16 protein-coding genes and 1 riboswitch are annotated in these 13832 nt (G+C 71.9%); of the genes, 5 read left to right on the forward strand and 11 right to left on the reverse strand.

What is annotated here, in order from left to right; genetic code table 11:
- Positions 1–147: 147 nt before the first annotated feature.
- Positions 148–975 carry an aldo/keto reductase gene (locus BLS56_RS02090; RefSeq protein WP_091447585.1) on the reverse strand — a complete coding sequence of 276 codons (828 nt, stop codon included), beginning with the start codon at positions 973–975 and terminating at the stop codon, positions 148–150.
- 123 nt (positions 976–1098) lie between these two features.
- Complete coding sequence (gcvP, locus tag BLS56_RS02095; RefSeq protein WP_091447587.1) at positions 1099–3990, reverse strand: aminomethyl-transferring glycine dehydrogenase; 2892 nt, start codon at positions 3988–3990, stop codon at positions 1099–1101.
- A 179-nt stretch (positions 3991–4169) separates the two neighbouring features.
- Positions 4170–4270: riboswitch (glycine riboswitch) on the reverse strand.
- 63 nt (positions 4271–4333) lie between these two features.
- On the opposite strand from gcvP, the gene BLS56_RS02100 reads away from it, so the two are divergent.
- Complete coding sequence (locus tag BLS56_RS02100) at positions 4334–5164, forward strand: GNAT family N-acetyltransferase (protein ID WP_228771280.1); 831 nt, start codon at positions 4334–4336, stop codon at positions 5162–5164.
- Positions 5165–5167: 3 nt separating this feature from the next.
- Here the strand turns inward: BLS56_RS02100 and BLS56_RS02105 are convergent, their stop codons facing one another.
- From BLS56_RS02105 to BLS56_RS02145, 9 genes are all read right to left on the reverse strand, one after another.
- Positions 5168–5734 carry a MerR family transcriptional regulator gene (locus BLS56_RS02105; RefSeq protein ID WP_091447589.1) on the reverse strand — a complete coding sequence of 189 codons (567 nt, stop codon included), beginning with the start codon at positions 5732–5734 and terminating at the stop codon, positions 5168–5170.
- 236 nt (positions 5735–5970) lie between these two features.
- The gene (locus BLS56_RS02110; RefSeq protein WP_091447592.1) at positions 5971–6444 is read right to left on the reverse strand and encodes a bifunctional nuclease family protein; all 474 of its coding nucleotides are present in this window, start codon (positions 6442–6444) and stop codon (positions 5971–5973) included.
- A 151-nt stretch (positions 6445–6595) separates the two neighbouring features.
- Entirely contained in the window at positions 6596–7309 is a 714-nt protein-coding gene (ftsR, locus tag BLS56_RS02115) for a transcriptional regulator FtsR (protein ID WP_091447595.1), read from the reverse strand.
- Between the two features lie 8 nt (positions 7310–7317).
- The gene (gene garA / locus BLS56_RS02120; protein WP_091447598.1) at positions 7318–7773 is read right to left on the reverse strand and encodes a glycogen accumulation regulator GarA; all 456 of its coding nucleotides are present in this window, start codon (positions 7771–7773) and stop codon (positions 7318–7320) included.
- 112 nt (positions 7774–7885) lie between these two features.
- Complete coding sequence (gene gcvH / locus BLS56_RS02125) at positions 7886–8266, reverse strand: glycine cleavage system protein GcvH (protein WP_091447602.1); 381 nt, start codon at positions 8264–8266, stop codon at positions 7886–7888.
- A 42-nt stretch (positions 8267–8308) separates the two neighbouring features.
- Complete coding sequence (locus BLS56_RS02130) at positions 8309–8914, reverse strand: CDP-alcohol phosphatidyltransferase family protein (RefSeq protein WP_091447605.1); 606 nt, start codon at positions 8912–8914, stop codon at positions 8309–8311.
- Positions 8915–8931: 17 nt separating this feature from the next.
- On the reverse strand, positions 8932–9162 hold the full coding sequence (locus BLS56_RS02135) for a hypothetical protein (protein WP_228771281.1): 231 nt from the start codon (positions 9160–9162) through the stop codon (positions 8932–8934).
- A 142-nt stretch (positions 9163–9304) separates the two neighbouring features.
- Positions 9305–9871, reverse strand: coding sequence for a type 1 glutamine amidotransferase domain-containing protein (locus BLS56_RS02140; protein WP_091447606.1), 567 nt, complete (start codon positions 9869–9871; stop codon positions 9305–9307).
- 63 nt (positions 9872–9934) lie between these two features.
- Positions 9935–10759 (reverse strand): crotonase/enoyl-CoA hydratase family protein, encoded by an 825-nt coding sequence (locus BLS56_RS02145; protein ID WP_091447609.1) that lies wholly within the window; start codon positions 10757–10759, stop codon positions 9935–9937.
- Positions 10760–10928: 169 nt separating this feature from the next.
- On the opposite strand from BLS56_RS02145, the gene BLS56_RS31175 reads away from it, so the two are divergent.
- The 4 genes from BLS56_RS31175 to BLS56_RS02160 all read left to right on the forward strand — a co-directional run bounded on the left by BLS56_RS31175 (position 10929) and on the right by BLS56_RS02160 (position 13779).
- On the forward strand, positions 10929–11084 hold the full coding sequence (locus BLS56_RS31175) for a hypothetical protein (protein ID WP_175482617.1): 156 nt from the start codon (positions 10929–10931) through the stop codon (positions 11082–11084).
- Between the two features lie 33 nt (positions 11085–11117).
- Positions 11118–11957, forward strand: coding sequence for an alpha/beta fold hydrolase (locus BLS56_RS02150; protein WP_091447611.1), 840 nt, complete (start codon positions 11118–11120; stop codon positions 11955–11957).
- A 75-nt stretch (positions 11958–12032) separates the two neighbouring features.
- Positions 12033–12518, forward strand: a complete 486-nt coding sequence (locus BLS56_RS02155; RefSeq protein WP_228771282.1) for an ArsR/SmtB family transcription factor — start codon at positions 12033–12035, stop codon at positions 12516–12518.
- Between the two features lie 16 nt (positions 12519–12534).
- The gene (locus tag BLS56_RS02160) at positions 12535–13779 is read left to right on the forward strand and encodes an MFS transporter (RefSeq protein WP_091447617.1); all 1245 of its coding nucleotides are present in this window, start codon (positions 12535–12537) and stop codon (positions 13777–13779) included.
- The last annotated feature ends 53 nt before the right edge of the window (positions 13780–13832 follow it).

A 13832-nucleotide genomic window follows, 5' to 3' on the forward strand; every position in this document is an offset into this window, starting at 1 on the left:
CCGAAGAAGAACGGCGAGCCGTGCGCGATCGCGACCGGCGGCGGCCCCTGCGCCGCCCACCGCGGCTACCGGCGGAGCTGACGCGGGAAGCGCGACCGCGGCGAGATCCCGGTGTGCGTTCCGGGATCTCGCCGAGACGGTCGGGCCTCAGCCGTTGAACGTGTCCGGGTTGGGGCCGACGCGCTTGCCGTTCTCCAGCCCGGCCAGGACGTCCATGTCGTCTGGAGCCAGCTCGAAGTCGAAGATGTCGATGTTGGCCCGGATGCGCTCCGGGGTGACCGACTTCGGGATGACCACGTTGCCGAGCTGGATGTGCCAGCGGAGCAGCACCTGCGCGGTCGACTTGCCGTACTTGTCGGCGAGGGCGGTGACCGTCGGGTCGGCGATCAGGTTGCCCTGGGCCAGCGGGCTCCACGCCTCGGTCGCGATGCCGTTGGCGGCGTGGAAGGCACGCAGCTCGGCCTGCGGCAGGTTGGGGTGCAGCTCGATCTGGTTGACCACCGGCACGGTGCCGGTCTCGGCCAGCAGCCGCTCCAGGTGCGGCACGTGGAAGTTGGACACGCCGATGGAGCGGGCGCGGCCCTCGGCGCGGATCTTCTCGAACGCGCGCCAGGTGTCCAGGTAGGCGTCCCGGCCGGGGGCGGCCCAGTGGATCAGGTACAGGTCCACGTAGTCGAGCTTGAGCTTGGCCAGGCTCTCGTCGAACGCGCGCAGGGTCGAGTCGTAGCCCTGCTCGGAGTTCCACAGCTTGGTGGTGATGTACAGGTCTTCCCTCGGCAGGCCGGACGCGGCGACGGCCGCGCCGGTGCCCGCCTCGTTGCCGTAGATCGCGGCCGTGTCGATGCTGCGGTACCCGGCCTCGATCGCGGTGGCCACCGCGGCGGTCACCTCGTCGTCGGGCACCTGCCAGACCCCGAACCCGATCTGCGGAATGGTCGTGCCGTCGTTGAGGGCGACGTTGGGGACGTTCGGCATGAAGCGGATTCCTCCGGTCACTGGATCGATTCGTCATGTGCGGCAACCTCGGAGTACCCAGGTTTCTTCCCGATACGGCGCGCGGCCCCTCACCGTCCCCGTTGGCGGGACCGCACGCCCAGGTCAGCCGCTGTACGCGTCGATCGGAGGGCAGGAGCAGACCAGGTTGCGGTCGCCCTTGGCGCCGTCGATGCGGCGCACCGGGGGCCAGATCTTGCGCGCGTCCTGCCCGGCCGGGAACACGGCCTCCGCGCGGGTGTACGGGTGGTCCCACTCCCCCGCGATCGACGCGGCCGTGTGCGGGGCGTTGGCCAGCGGGTTGTCCGCCAGCGGCCACTCCCCCGCCGCGACCCGCCCGATCTCGCCCTTGATCGCGATCATGGCGTCGCAGAAGCGGTCGAGCTCGGCCAGGTCCTCGCTCTCGGTCGGCTCGACCATCAGCGTGCCCGCGACCGGGAACGACATCGTGGGCGCGTGCAGGCCGTAGTCGGCCAGCCGCTTGGCCACGTCGTCCACGGTGATGCCGGTGGCCTTGGTGATGGGCCGCAGGTCGAGGATGCACTCGTGGGCGACGAACCCGCCCGCGCCGGTGTAGAGGACCGGGAAGTGCTCGTCGAGCCGCCGGGCGACGTAGTTGGCCGCCGCGACCGCGGTCAGGGTCGCGCGGCGCAGGCCGTCGGCGCCCATCATCCGCACATACGCCCAGGAGATAGGCAGGATCGACGCGCTGCCCCAGGGCGCGGCGCTGATCGGGCCGACCCCGGTGGCCGGACCGGCGGCAGGCTGCATCGGATGGTTGGGCAGGAACGGCGCCAGGTGCGCGCGCACGCCGATCGAACCGACGCCGGGGCCGCCGCCGCCGTGCGGGATGCAGAAGGTCTTGTGCAGGTTCAGGTGCGAGACGTCCGCGCCGAACCGGCCGTAGCGGGCGAGCCCGATGAGCGCGTTGAGGTTCGCGCCGTCCACATAGACCTGGCCGCCCGCGTCGTGCACCAGCGCGCACACCTCGCGCACGGTGTCCTCGTACACCCCGTGCGTGGACGGGTAGGTGATCATGATCGCGGCCAGGTCGGCGCTGTGCTCCGCGACGGTGGCGCGCAGGTGGTCCATGTCGATGTTGCCGGAGTCGTCGCACTTGACGACCGCGACGCGCATCCCGGCCATGACCGCGCTCGCGGCGTTGGTGCCGTGCGCGCTCGACGGGATCAGGCACACGTCGCGCTCGCCGTGGCCCTGGGCGCGGTGGTAGGCGCGGATCGCGAGCAGGCCCGCGAACTCGCCCTGGCTGCCCGCGTTGGGCTGGAGGCTGACCGCGTCGTAGCCGGTGAGCCGGGCCAGCCAGGTCTCCAGGTCGGCGACGATCCGCAGCAGGCCCTCGGCGTCCTCGGCTGGCGCGAACGGGTGCAGGTCGGCGAAGGCGGGCCAGGTGATGGGCTCCATCTCCGCGGTCGCGTTGAGCTTCATCGTGCACGAGCCCAGCGGGATCATGCTGCGGTCGAGCGCGACGTCCTTGTCCGAGAGGGACCGCAGGTAGCGCAGCAGCGCGGTCTCGGAGCGGTGCGTCGCGAACACCGGGTGCGTCAGGTAGTCCGACCTGCGCAGCAGCGCGCCGGGGAGGGCGTCGGCGGTCTCGGCGTCGAGCGCGTCGACCGCGTCGGCCGGATCGAGGCCGTCGGAGACGCCGAACGCCGTCCACACCGCGCGCAGGTGGTCGCGGGTCGTGGTCTCGTCGGTGGCGACGCCGATGTGGTCGGCGTCGACCAGGTGCACGTTGACGCCCTGCTCGCGGGCGGCCGTGGCGATCGCGGCCGCGCGGCCCGGCACGCTGACGCGCACGGTGTCGAAGAACTCCCCGTGCACGACATCGACGCCGCCCGCGCGCAGCCCGGCCGCCAGGACGGCGGCCATCCGGTGGGCGCGGGTCGCGATGGCGCGCAGCCCCTCGGGGCCGTGGTAGACCGCGTACATCGAGGCGACGACCGCGAGCAGCACCTGCGCGGTGCAGATGTTCGAGGTGGCCTTCTCGCGGCGGATGTGCTGCTCGCGGGTCTGCAACGCGAGCCGGTAGGCGAGCTTGCCGTCGGCGTCGGTGCTGACCCCGACGAGGCGGCCGGGAAGCTGGCGCTCCAGGCCCTTGGTCACGGCCATGTAGCCCGCGTGCGGACCGCCGAAGCCCATCGGCACGCCGAAGCGCTGGGTGGTGCCCACCACGACGTCCGCGCCGATCTCGCCGGGCGGGCGCAGCAGGGTCAGCGCCAGCAGGTCCGCGGCCACGGCGACCTTGGCGCCGCGCCCGTGCGCCTCGGTGACGAGCGCGGCGTGGTCGCGCACGGCGCCGCTCGCGCCCGGGTAGGACAGCAGGACGCCGAAGAAGTCGCCCACCGGCAGCCCCTCGGCCAGGTCGGCCACCACGACCTCGATGCCCAGCGGCTCGGCGCGGGTCTCGACGACCGCGATCGTCTGCGGGAACGTGTCGGCGTCCACCACGAACCGGTTCGACTTCGACCGGCCCGCGCGGCGCAGCAGGGTCATCGCCTCGGCCGCCGCGGTCGCCTCGTCCAGCATGGACGCGTTGGCCGTCGGCAGCCCGGTCAGGTCGGCGACCATGGTCTGGAAGTTGAGCAGCGCCTCCAGCCTGCCCTGGCTGATCTCCGGCTGGTACGGGGTGTAGGCGGTGTACCAGGCGGGGCTCTCCAGCACGTTGCGCCGGATCACCGGCGGGGTCACGGTGCCGTAGTAGCCCAGGCCGATCATCTGGGTCAGGACCCGGTTGCGCCCGGCGAGGTCGCGCAGCTCGGCCAGCGCGCCGACCTCGGTGGCCGGATCGGGCAGGTCGATGGTCAGGTCGCTCTCGCGGATGGAGTCCGGCACCGCGTGCTGGGCCAGTTCCTCCAGCGACCCGACGCCGACGACGTCGAGGATCCGGGCCAGCTCGGCGGGCCGGGGGCCGACGTGCCGGTCGGCGAACGGGGTGCCGTGTTCCAGCGCGGCGAGCGGAATCCGGTCAGTCGTCATCGGTGCGGGTCCTCCGGCGTTCGGGGTCGGGCCTGACGGCGGGCGACGGCGCCCGCGTGGCCCTCCCCCTCTGTCCGTGCCCGCGAACAGGCGCCTGAGAGCTTCGTCCGGCCTGTCCGGACTTGCACCTTCGGCGGAGTCGCCCGGCGGTGGCCGGAAGACTCGCTTTCCAGAGGCGTCTCGACCACGCGGTCCGTTTGCCTGAGAGGTTCCGGGGAGGATTTGCTCCTTCGGCGCCGAGTCGGCCGGTGGACCGCTCGGACTCTCCCGCGTGGGGTTTCGCGACGACCTGACGAGTCTATCTCGGTTGCCCCCGTGTCCAGGCACGCGGTGGACTGCGTTCATGACCACACAAAGTCCGCTGAACGTGGAAACCGTGCTCGCCGCCCTCGACCGGCAGCTGCGCCGCGACCTGCCCGCGGACGCCCGGACGACCGTCGTCCGCACCGCCAGGCTGACCCGGCACGTGGCGGGCACACCGCACGGGTGGTCCGGGGTGCTGTGGTCCGACCTGGACAGCGATCACCTGGACAGTGATCACCTGGACAGCGCCCACGCCGACCAGGTGATCGCCGAGGTGGTCGCCTGGTTTCGGGCCAGTGCCGGTCCGGCCGAGTGGAAGCACTACCACCACGACCGTCCCGCCGACCTCCCGAGGCGGCTGGTCGCGGCGGGCTTGGCACCCGGTCCCGACGAGGCGGTGATGGTCGCGGAGGCGGCCGCGGTGCCCGACTTCGCGCCGCCCCCGGGCGTCACGTTGGTCGCGGTGTCCGACGAGGACGGAATCGCCGCCGCTGTCCGGGTGCACGAGATGTCGTTCGGCGGGGACTTCGCCTGGCTGGGGGCGCGGATGCGCGACGCGCTCACGACCGGATCGATGGACGTCGTGCTGGCCGTGGCCGCTGACGGCACGCCGGTAAGCGCGGCCCGCACCGAGTACTACCCGGGCACCGACTTCGCGGGCCTGTGGGGCGGCGGCACGATTCCCCAGTGGCGCGGAAAAGGCGTCTACCGGGCGCTGGTAAGCCACCGCGCGCGCCGCGCCCAGGCTCGTGGCGCGCGCTACCTCCAGGTGGACGCCCTGCCGACCAGCCGACCGATCCTTGAACGCGTCGGATTCACCCAGGTCACCACGACGACCCCGTACACCCTGCCCGAACCAGGGCGGACCTAGTCGTCAGCCCGCGTTGCGGGCCTTGCGGCGCTGGGTGAGCTCGTCCTCGGTCGGCTGCTCGATCTCCAAGCCGTCCGCGCGCTCGGCGGGGAAATCGTGAATGGTCCCGCTGATCTCGCGGATGGCGCCGCTGACGGCGATGCCGAACACCCCCTGGCCGCCTTGGAGCAGGTCGACGACCTCCTCCGGCGACGTGCACTCGTAAACCGTCGTGCCGTCGCTGAACAGCGTGATCCTGGCCAGGTCGCGCACGCCCCTGCGGCGCAGGTGCTCGACGGCGACGCGGATGTTCTGCAGCGACACGCCCGTGTCGAGCAGGCGCTTGACGACTTTGAGGACCAGGACGTCCTTGAACGAGTACAGCCGTTGCGATCCGGAGCCGTGCGCGCTGCGCACGGTCGGGACGACCAAGCCGGTGCGGGCCCAGTAGTCCAGCTGCCGGTAAGTGATCCCGGCTATCTGGCACGCGGCGGGCCCCCGGTAGCCGACGAGCTCGTCCGGCAGTGAGGCGTCCGGGAACAGCTCGCCCTGCTCTCCGGCGTCAGCCCCGACGGGACTTTCCTCGAACACGCCTGCCTCCCCTCGACCGGCCACCGATGACCGGCGAACGAGACCGCCCGTTCCGCTGTGGAACCGTCGGCCGGGCAAACCGGCCGGTGTGTGCGGCAACCGAACCACACCGACGCGATTCGCTCGTCCCTGACGGTAAGACGGGCGCGCGGGGAGGTCAACGCGACGCGCGGGAGCGCGTCGCACTCGCGCGCCGAACCCGGGCCGATGGCTCGGCCGGGCGCGCTCGGCGTGACTCAGGTGTCCGCGCCGCGAAAGTCCTCCGGCGAGACCGAGTCCAGGAACTCCCGGAACTTCTCGACCTCGTCCTCCTGCTCGTCCGGGATGATCAGCCCGGCCTCCTGCAGGACCGAGTCCTCCGCGTGGATCGGCACGCCGATCCGCAGCGCCAGCGCGACCGAGTCACTGGGGCGCGCGGAGACCCGCACATCGCCGTCGAAGACCAGTTCGGCGAAGAAGGTGCCCTCGCGCAGGTCGGTGATTCTGACCTGTTCAAGCTCCCGGCCCAGTGCGCCGATCACGTCCTTGAGCAGGTCGTGGGTCAGCGGCCGCGCGGGCCGCACCCCCTGCTGCTCGAGGGCGATCGCGGTGGCCTCGACCGATCCGATCCAGATCGGCAGGTACCGCTCTCCTTCGGTCTCACGCAGCAACAAGATCGGCTGGTTGGCGGGCAACTCCACCCGCACACCCACGACGCGCATCTCGCTCATCGGGCTCGCCTCCCTCCGCTCGCTGGGGCATCGGCGTCCCGTCCTATCGAGGATCGCTCATCGCCTGCTTCGACGCTACCCGCCATCCGGACCCCACGCCTGACTATTCCACGCTGATCAGATCACAATGAGCAACGCGATGGGGCGGATTCTATTTCCCCGTCACCCTGCGCAGGCTCGCTTTCACCAACAGCGAGTGCAGGGTCACCGACAACGCCGCGAGATCGTGGGCGATCTCGTCGACGCGGGCGCGTGCCGCCGGATCGCGTTGCAGATACATCGGCGCGACGACCTGTTCCAGCAGACCGACCTCGCGGTCGGCCGACGCGCGGAACGCGCGCAGGTGCCGGGGCTCGATGCCGTACTCGGCCAGGGCGGCCACGGTCCGGGCGATGGGCGCGGCGTCCGCGTGGAAGCGGCCCTCGGCATCGGCCTTGACCAGGCCGTACTGCTCCAGGCCGAGCAGCGCGGGCGCGTCGATGCCCGCCTGGGCCATCAACTCGTCCCGCGACAGCCGCACAGCGGCCCGCTCGGCCATCGCGAAGGTCTCCGGAGCGGCGACCGGCTCCGGCACCGACGCGAGCCGGGGCGCCGGAGCGCCGCTGTCGGCCCGGGCCAACTGCTCCCTGATCACCTTCAACGGCAGGTAGTGGTCGCGCTGCGCCGCGAGCACGAAGCGCAGCCGCGCCACATCCGCCTCGGTGAACCGCCGGTATCCCGACGGCGTGCGGTCCGGGCTGACCAGCCCCTCCGATTCCAGAAAGCGAATCTTGGAGATGGTCACGTCCGGGAAGTCCGGCCGCAGGTGCGACAGCACCGCGCCGATACTCAGTCCCTCACGCGCGGGCCGCCCGGCCGCCGTCACGGTGATCCCTAGGCCCCCGCGCCGGGGCCGGTGAGGAACACCAGGCGGAACTTGCCGATCTGCACCTCGTCGCCGCCCGCGAGCACGGCCTGGTCGACCGGCTCCCGGTTGACGTAGGTCCCGTTGAGGCTGCCCACGTCGATCACCACAAACTCCCCGCCCTCGCGGCGGAACTCCGCGTGCCGCCGGGAGACGGTGACGTCGTCGAGGAAAATGTCGCTGTCGGGGTGCCGACCCGCGCTGGTCGTGTCGCGGTCCAGCAGGAAGCGCGAGCCCGCGTTGGGGCCACGCTTGACCACCAGCAGGGCCGATCCGGCCGGAAGTGCGTCGACTCCCGCGACCGCGGGCTCCGGGGCCGGAGCCGCCTCGCGGCCCTCAGCCTCGGTGAGGAAGTCGGCCCGGAAGACCGAAGTCCGCTCCGGAGACTGCTCCGGCGGGACGCCGGGCCCGTCGTTCGTGCTCACCTGAGCTCTCCTCCTGCTGGTCAATTGCGTTGAACAGTGCCAACGTACCGTGCGCGATCAGGAGCCGGGATGGTGGTCCCACCTTGGCCGCGCGTGCCGAGCCAAGATCGTCTCACGGCTCGGTGAGCGCCTGATAGGCGTCCGCGTCGAGCAGCGCGTCGACGGCGTCCGGCTCGTCCACGGTGATCTCGAACAGCCAGCCCTCGCCGTAGGGGTCCTCGTTGAGCAGCTCCGGCTGGTTGACCACGGCGTCGTTCACGGCCGTGACCTCGCCGCCGACCGGGGCGAAGATCTCCGACACGCTCTTGGTCGACTCGACCTCCCCGGCCGGGCCGCCCTGCTCGATCCGCTCGCCGACCTCGGGAAGCTGCACGAAGACCACGTCGCCCAACTGCTGCTGGGCGTAGTCGGTGATCCCGACGCGCACCAGGACGTCGGTTTTGGTCGCCACCCATTCGTGTTCGTCGGTGTAGCGGAGTTCTTCGGGAATCACCTGGTCGCCTCTCGAGGACGTGTCCGATGCGGTGGGCAGAGCTTAAACGGCGGTCGCCTGGTTCCGCCGCAGCAAGGCCGCCCGCGTCTGCACGACGTAGAGCAGCCCGGACCACAGGAACAGCAGGACGCCCCAGAGGGCGAACGCGTAGGCCACCGGCCGCGCCGCGGTCGCGAACGCGGAGCCGCCCTGGGCGAGCAGCAGCAGCGGGAAGGCGTACATGAGGTTGAACGTCGCGGCCTTGCCGATGTAGGTGACCTCCGGCGGGGCGAACCCGTTGCGGCGCAGCACCAGGACGCACGCGCCGACCAGCAGGTCGCGGCCGACCAGGACGGCCGCGACCCACCACGGGACGATGTCGCGCAGCACGAACGCCACGATCGTGGCCAGTGTGTAGAGCCGGTCGGCGGCCGGGTCGAGCAGGGCGCCGAGCCTGCTCGCCTGGTTGAGCCAGCGGGCGATCTTGCCGTCGAGCCAGTCGGTGAGCCCGCTGAACCCCAGCACGGCGATGGCCCAGCCGTCGGCCCGAGGGCCGAGCAGCAGGTAGAGGAACACCGGCACGCCCGCGAGGCGCAGGACGCTGAGCAGATTCGGGATCGTCCAAATGCGATCCGGTGGTGGGCTCAGGTCCCGCGCGGCTTCGGCCATGCGGGGAAGGTTATGGCTCAGTCGTCGCGGTGCCGCGACCAGCCCTGGCGCTCGAGGGCGGCCGGGCTCATCGAGCACGGCCTGCCGAACGCGTCGAGCCCGACCCAGCGGGCGCCGCCCCCGGTGTGCTCCAGGACGAAAGCGTGTCCGCCGCTCCACACCACGCTGCACGGCACGGTCGGAAGCAGGTGCGGCCGGGGCAGCGTCCGGGCGGACAGTGGTCTCAGGCAGGTGTTGTCGTCGCTCATCTCGTGATCCCCTCTCGACAACAGTGTCGGCCTTGAAGCCGGTCGCGTTAGCCCCTTTGGCCCAATCTTGACCGGTGGACAACCACTGTTCACACAGCGGCGGCGGGGGCCACACGGCTGTCACACTCCTGTCGAAACGGTGTTACGGAGCGACTTTTTCCGCGGCGAAGGTCTCCACCATCGTCGCGCAGAACGCGGGCAGGTCGTCGGGTTTGCGGCTGGTGACCAGCGGGGCGTCCGCCGAGGTGTCCACCACGACCTGCTCGTCCACCCACTCCGCGCCCGCGTTGCGCAGATCGGTCCGCAGGCTCGGCCACGAGGTGACCCGCCTGCCGCGCAGGACGCCCGCCTCGACCAGCGTCCACGGCGCGTGGCAGATCGCGGCGACGGGCTTGCCGGTGTCGAAGAAGGACTTGGCGAAGGCGACCGCGTCGGAGTCCGAGCGCAGGAAGTCCGGGTTCGCCACGCCGCCGGGCAGCACGAGCGCGTCGTAGTCGTCCGCGGTGACGTCGGCCGCGGTCCTGTCCACGGGGAAGGTGTCGGCCTTGTCGAGGTGGTTGAACGCCTGGACGGTCCCCGGACCGGTGGACACCAGCTCGGGCGTGCCGCCTGCCTCCTGGATCGCCTTCCACGGCTCGGTCAGCTCCACCTGCTCGATGCCCTCCGGGGCGACCAGGAACGCCACCTTCCGGTCGGTGAGCACTGCCATGTCGGTTCCTTCCACTCGGGTACAACCCGGGGATTGCCCACCGACGCGGGTTCCAATCAGCCGCTACTCCCCCTTGAACTTCGGCGGCCTGCGCTCCAGGAACGCGCCGACGGCTTCACCGAGGTCGCGGCTGGGCAGGAACGCGGCGTTCCAGGTCGAGACATAGCGCAGCCCGTCGGCGACGCGGCGCTCGCGTTCGAGGTTGAGCACGTCCTTGGTGCCCTGCACGACCAGCGGCGGGTTCGCGGCGATCTCGGCCGCCATGGCGCGCGCCGCGTCGACCAGGGCCGCCTGGTCCGGGTAAACGCCGTTGACCAGGCCGATGCGCAGGGCGCGCTCGGCGTCGATGTCCTTGCCGGTCAGGGCGAGTTCGCGCAGGTGGCCCTCGCCGACGATGCCGACGAGCCGCTGCAGGCTGCCCATGTCGGCCACGATGGCGACTTTGACCTCGCGGACGCTGAACTTCGCGTCCGCGCCTGCCAGCCGGACGTCCGCTGCGGTGATCAGGTCGACCCCGCCGCCGATGCACCAGCCGCTGACCGCGGCGATCACCGGCTTGCGGCACGCGGCGACCGCGGTGATCCCGTCCTGCATCCGGCGGATATCGTCGAGGAAGCGGGTACGCGGGCCCGCGAGGGAGTCGGCGCCGAGCAGCCCGCCCCACTCGGGCATCATGGCGGGCAGGTCGAGGCCATAGGAGAAGTGCGCGCCGCCGCCGGTGAGCACGACGGCCCGGGCCTCGGGGTCGGCGTCGATCCGCTTGAACACGTCCGGAAGCTCGCGCCAGAAGTCCGGGCCCATGGCGTTGCCCTTGCCCGGCCCCAGCAGTGTCACCTCCGCAACGTGGTCGGCCACGTCGACTTTCATGGACACCAGGTTCTCGGTCATTCGCCTAGTATTACCCACCGGTAACATCTTGTCAGCACTGACCTTTACCCGAGCTGTCACCGCCGCACACGGTGTTTCCCCCGAACGTGTGCGCCCAAGTTGGGCTGGCTTGACGGTGGCGGGCGGTAGGTTCCGAACCGTTGAGCCCGGAAGCGATGGGAGTCCCCGGATGGCAAGCCAGAGCGTGATGTCCACGCCGATCTTCGACGAGCTCTTGCGCGAGATGAGCGCGAGCGCCGCGGCCGAGGAACCGGCGGAGGACACCGCTGAACCGGCGGGCCAGCAGACCGAGGCGAGCGGGCGGCGCAGGCACCGCTCGTCGTGATTCCCAAGCGTGGCCGCGGGTAATCTCGCGAGCATGACGCAGGAGCGCCCCGGCTCGTTCACCTTCGAGGGCCACACGCTGCGCTACACCGACTTCGGCGGCGGCGACCGCCTGCTCGTCCTCACCCACGGCCAGCTGATGACCCGGCGGATGCACGCGCCGCTGGCCCGCTCGCTGGCCGCGGCCGGATACCGGGTGGTCACCCTCGACCTGCTCGGCCACGGCGAGTCCGACCGCCCGGTCGAGTCCTGGCGGTACTCGATGAGCATCTGGGCCGAGCAGGTCGTCGCCCTGCTCGACCACCTCGGCGTGGAGCGCGCGGTCGTCGGCGGGACCTCGCTCGGCGCGAACGTGACCCTGGAGGTCGCCGTCGCCGCCCCGCGGCGGCTGCGCGGCATGGTCGTGGAGATGCCGGTGCTGGACAACGCGATCGTGGCGGGCCTGCTCGCCTTCACCCCGCTGCTGTTCACCGCCCGCTTCCTGCCCTCGGCCGTGCGCGCGGTGGCCTGGGCGGCGGGCCGGGTGCCGCGCGGCAACCAGTGGGTCGACGTCGTCGCCGAGACCCTGCGCCAGGAGCCCGCCGCGATGGCGGCCGCGGTGCACGGCATCTTCTTCGGCCGGATCGCGCCGCCGAAGTCGCTGCGGACCGCGATCGAGGTGCCCGGCCTGGTCATCGGCCACCGCCGCGACCCCATCCACCCGTTCGGCGACGCGCACATGCTCGCGGGCGAACTGGTCGACGCCGAGTTCGTCGAGGCGGAGAGCCCGGTGGAGCTGCGCCTGCGGCCCGCGCGGCTGACCGCGCACATCGCCCGCTTCCTCGACGCGCGCCACGCGGTCGATTCCGGCGACTCCGCCGTGACCGCGCAATAGTCATTTGACACGGTCGGGTCCGATTCAGAGACTCGGATCATGGACATGGGGGATTCACGCAATACTTTGCATGGGATGCGCGCGCTCGCGCACCCGCTGCGGATGCGCATTCTGGGCCTGGTCGGCGACCGCGCCATGAGCGCGGCGGAAGTGGCGAGGGAACTCAAGGACAGCCAGCCCAACATCAGCTACCACCTGCGCAAGCTCGCCGACGCGGGACTGGTCGAGATCGTCGAGGAGGTTCCCATCCGCGGTGGACTCGCCAAGCGCTACCGGCACTACCCGCCCGCGGTCGCCGCGCCGCGCGGCCCCGGGGACGACTCGGTGCCCGGCAGGCGTGCCGCGCCGGGCGCGGAGGCCGCGCTCACCGACGCGGAACTGTGGGTCGACCCGCAGGTCTGGCAGGACCTGGTGGCCCGCGGCCGCGACCTGAGCCACCAGCTGCGGGACGCGGCCCGGCCGCCGCGCACGCCCGGGACCGTCCGGGTGAGCACCACGATCTCGATGGTCCAGATGGACATCCCGACGCAGGCAACGGGAGACACGCACACCACGGAGTGAGGAGAACCGGGCGCCGATGACGACGGTGGGGATGTTCGCGCCGCTGCGCGAGCCGATGTTCCGGCGGCTGGCCATCGGCCGGACAACCACCTACATCGGCAACGCGGTGGCCCCGGTGGCGCTCGCGTTCGCGGTGCTCGACCTCACCGGGTCGGTCGTGGCGCTGGGCCTGGTGGTCGGCGCGCGGTCCATCGCGAACGTGGTGCTGCTGCTCATGGGCGGCGTGCTGGCCGACCGGCTGCCGCGCGGGGTGATCCTGCAGGGCGCGAGCCTGGCAGCCGCGGTGTCGCAGGCGCTCACCGGGCTCGCGGTCCTGCTGGGCTTCGCCTCGGTGTGGCTGCTGGTGGTGCTGAGCGTGGTCAACGGCGCCGTGTCCGCGGCGTCGCTGCCCGCGGCGTCGGCGCTGACACCGCAGACCGTGCCCGAGGGGATGATCCGGCAGGCCAACGCGGTCGTGCGGATGGGCGTCAACACCGCCATGATCGCGGGCGCGTCGGTCGGCGGCATGGTGGCCGCGCTGGCCGGGCCGGGCTGGGCGATCCTGGGCACGGCCGCGGTGTTCCTGGCCGCGTCGTTCTTCTACGCGCGGGTGAAGGCCCCGGAGGTCGCCGAGAGCGAGCCGACGCGGCCGTGGCACGACCTGCGGGTGGGCTGGGCCGAGTTCACCGCGCGCACCTGGGTCTGGTCGGTCGTGGTGGCGCTCATGGTGGTCAACGCCGCGGTGATCGGCGCCGTCCAGGTGCTCGGCCCGGCCATCGCCGACGCCACCATCGGGCGGCTCGCCTGGGGATTCGTGCTCGGCGCGCAGACCGTCGGCGCCCTGGTGGGCGGGATGGTGGCGAGCCGGTGGCAGCCCCGGCGCGCGCTGCTGTTCGGCACGGCGCTGATCGCGGTCGAGGCGGTGCCGCTGCTCGTGCTCGCGCACGCCCCGATGGTCATCCCGCTGCTGGCGGCCATGTTCGTCGGCGGGATGGCCGTGGAGCAGTTCAGCATCGCCTGGGACGTGTCGCTGCAGGAGAACGTGCCGCAGGACCGGTTGGCCCGGGTGTACTCCTACGACGCGGTGGGCTCGTTCGTCGCGATCCCGCTCGGCGAGATCGCGGTCGGCCCGCTCGCCGCCCACTTCGGCGCAGCGGCCACGCTGACCGGGCTGGCCGCGCTCGTGGTCGCCGCGATCGTCGGCGCGGTCGTCACCCCGAGCATCCGCGCCCTCGTCCACGGCGACGCGACCACCGGCGGGCTGGCCCCGGCGGTCCCGTGACCTCCGGTGGCGCCATCGCCGCACTGGACCCGCTCACACCGCACGCGCGCACC

It is taken from the genome of Actinokineospora iranica (assembly GCF_900101685.1).
GTDB classification, from domain to species: Bacteria; Actinomycetota; Actinomycetes; order Mycobacteriales; family Pseudonocardiaceae; genus Actinokineospora; species Actinokineospora iranica.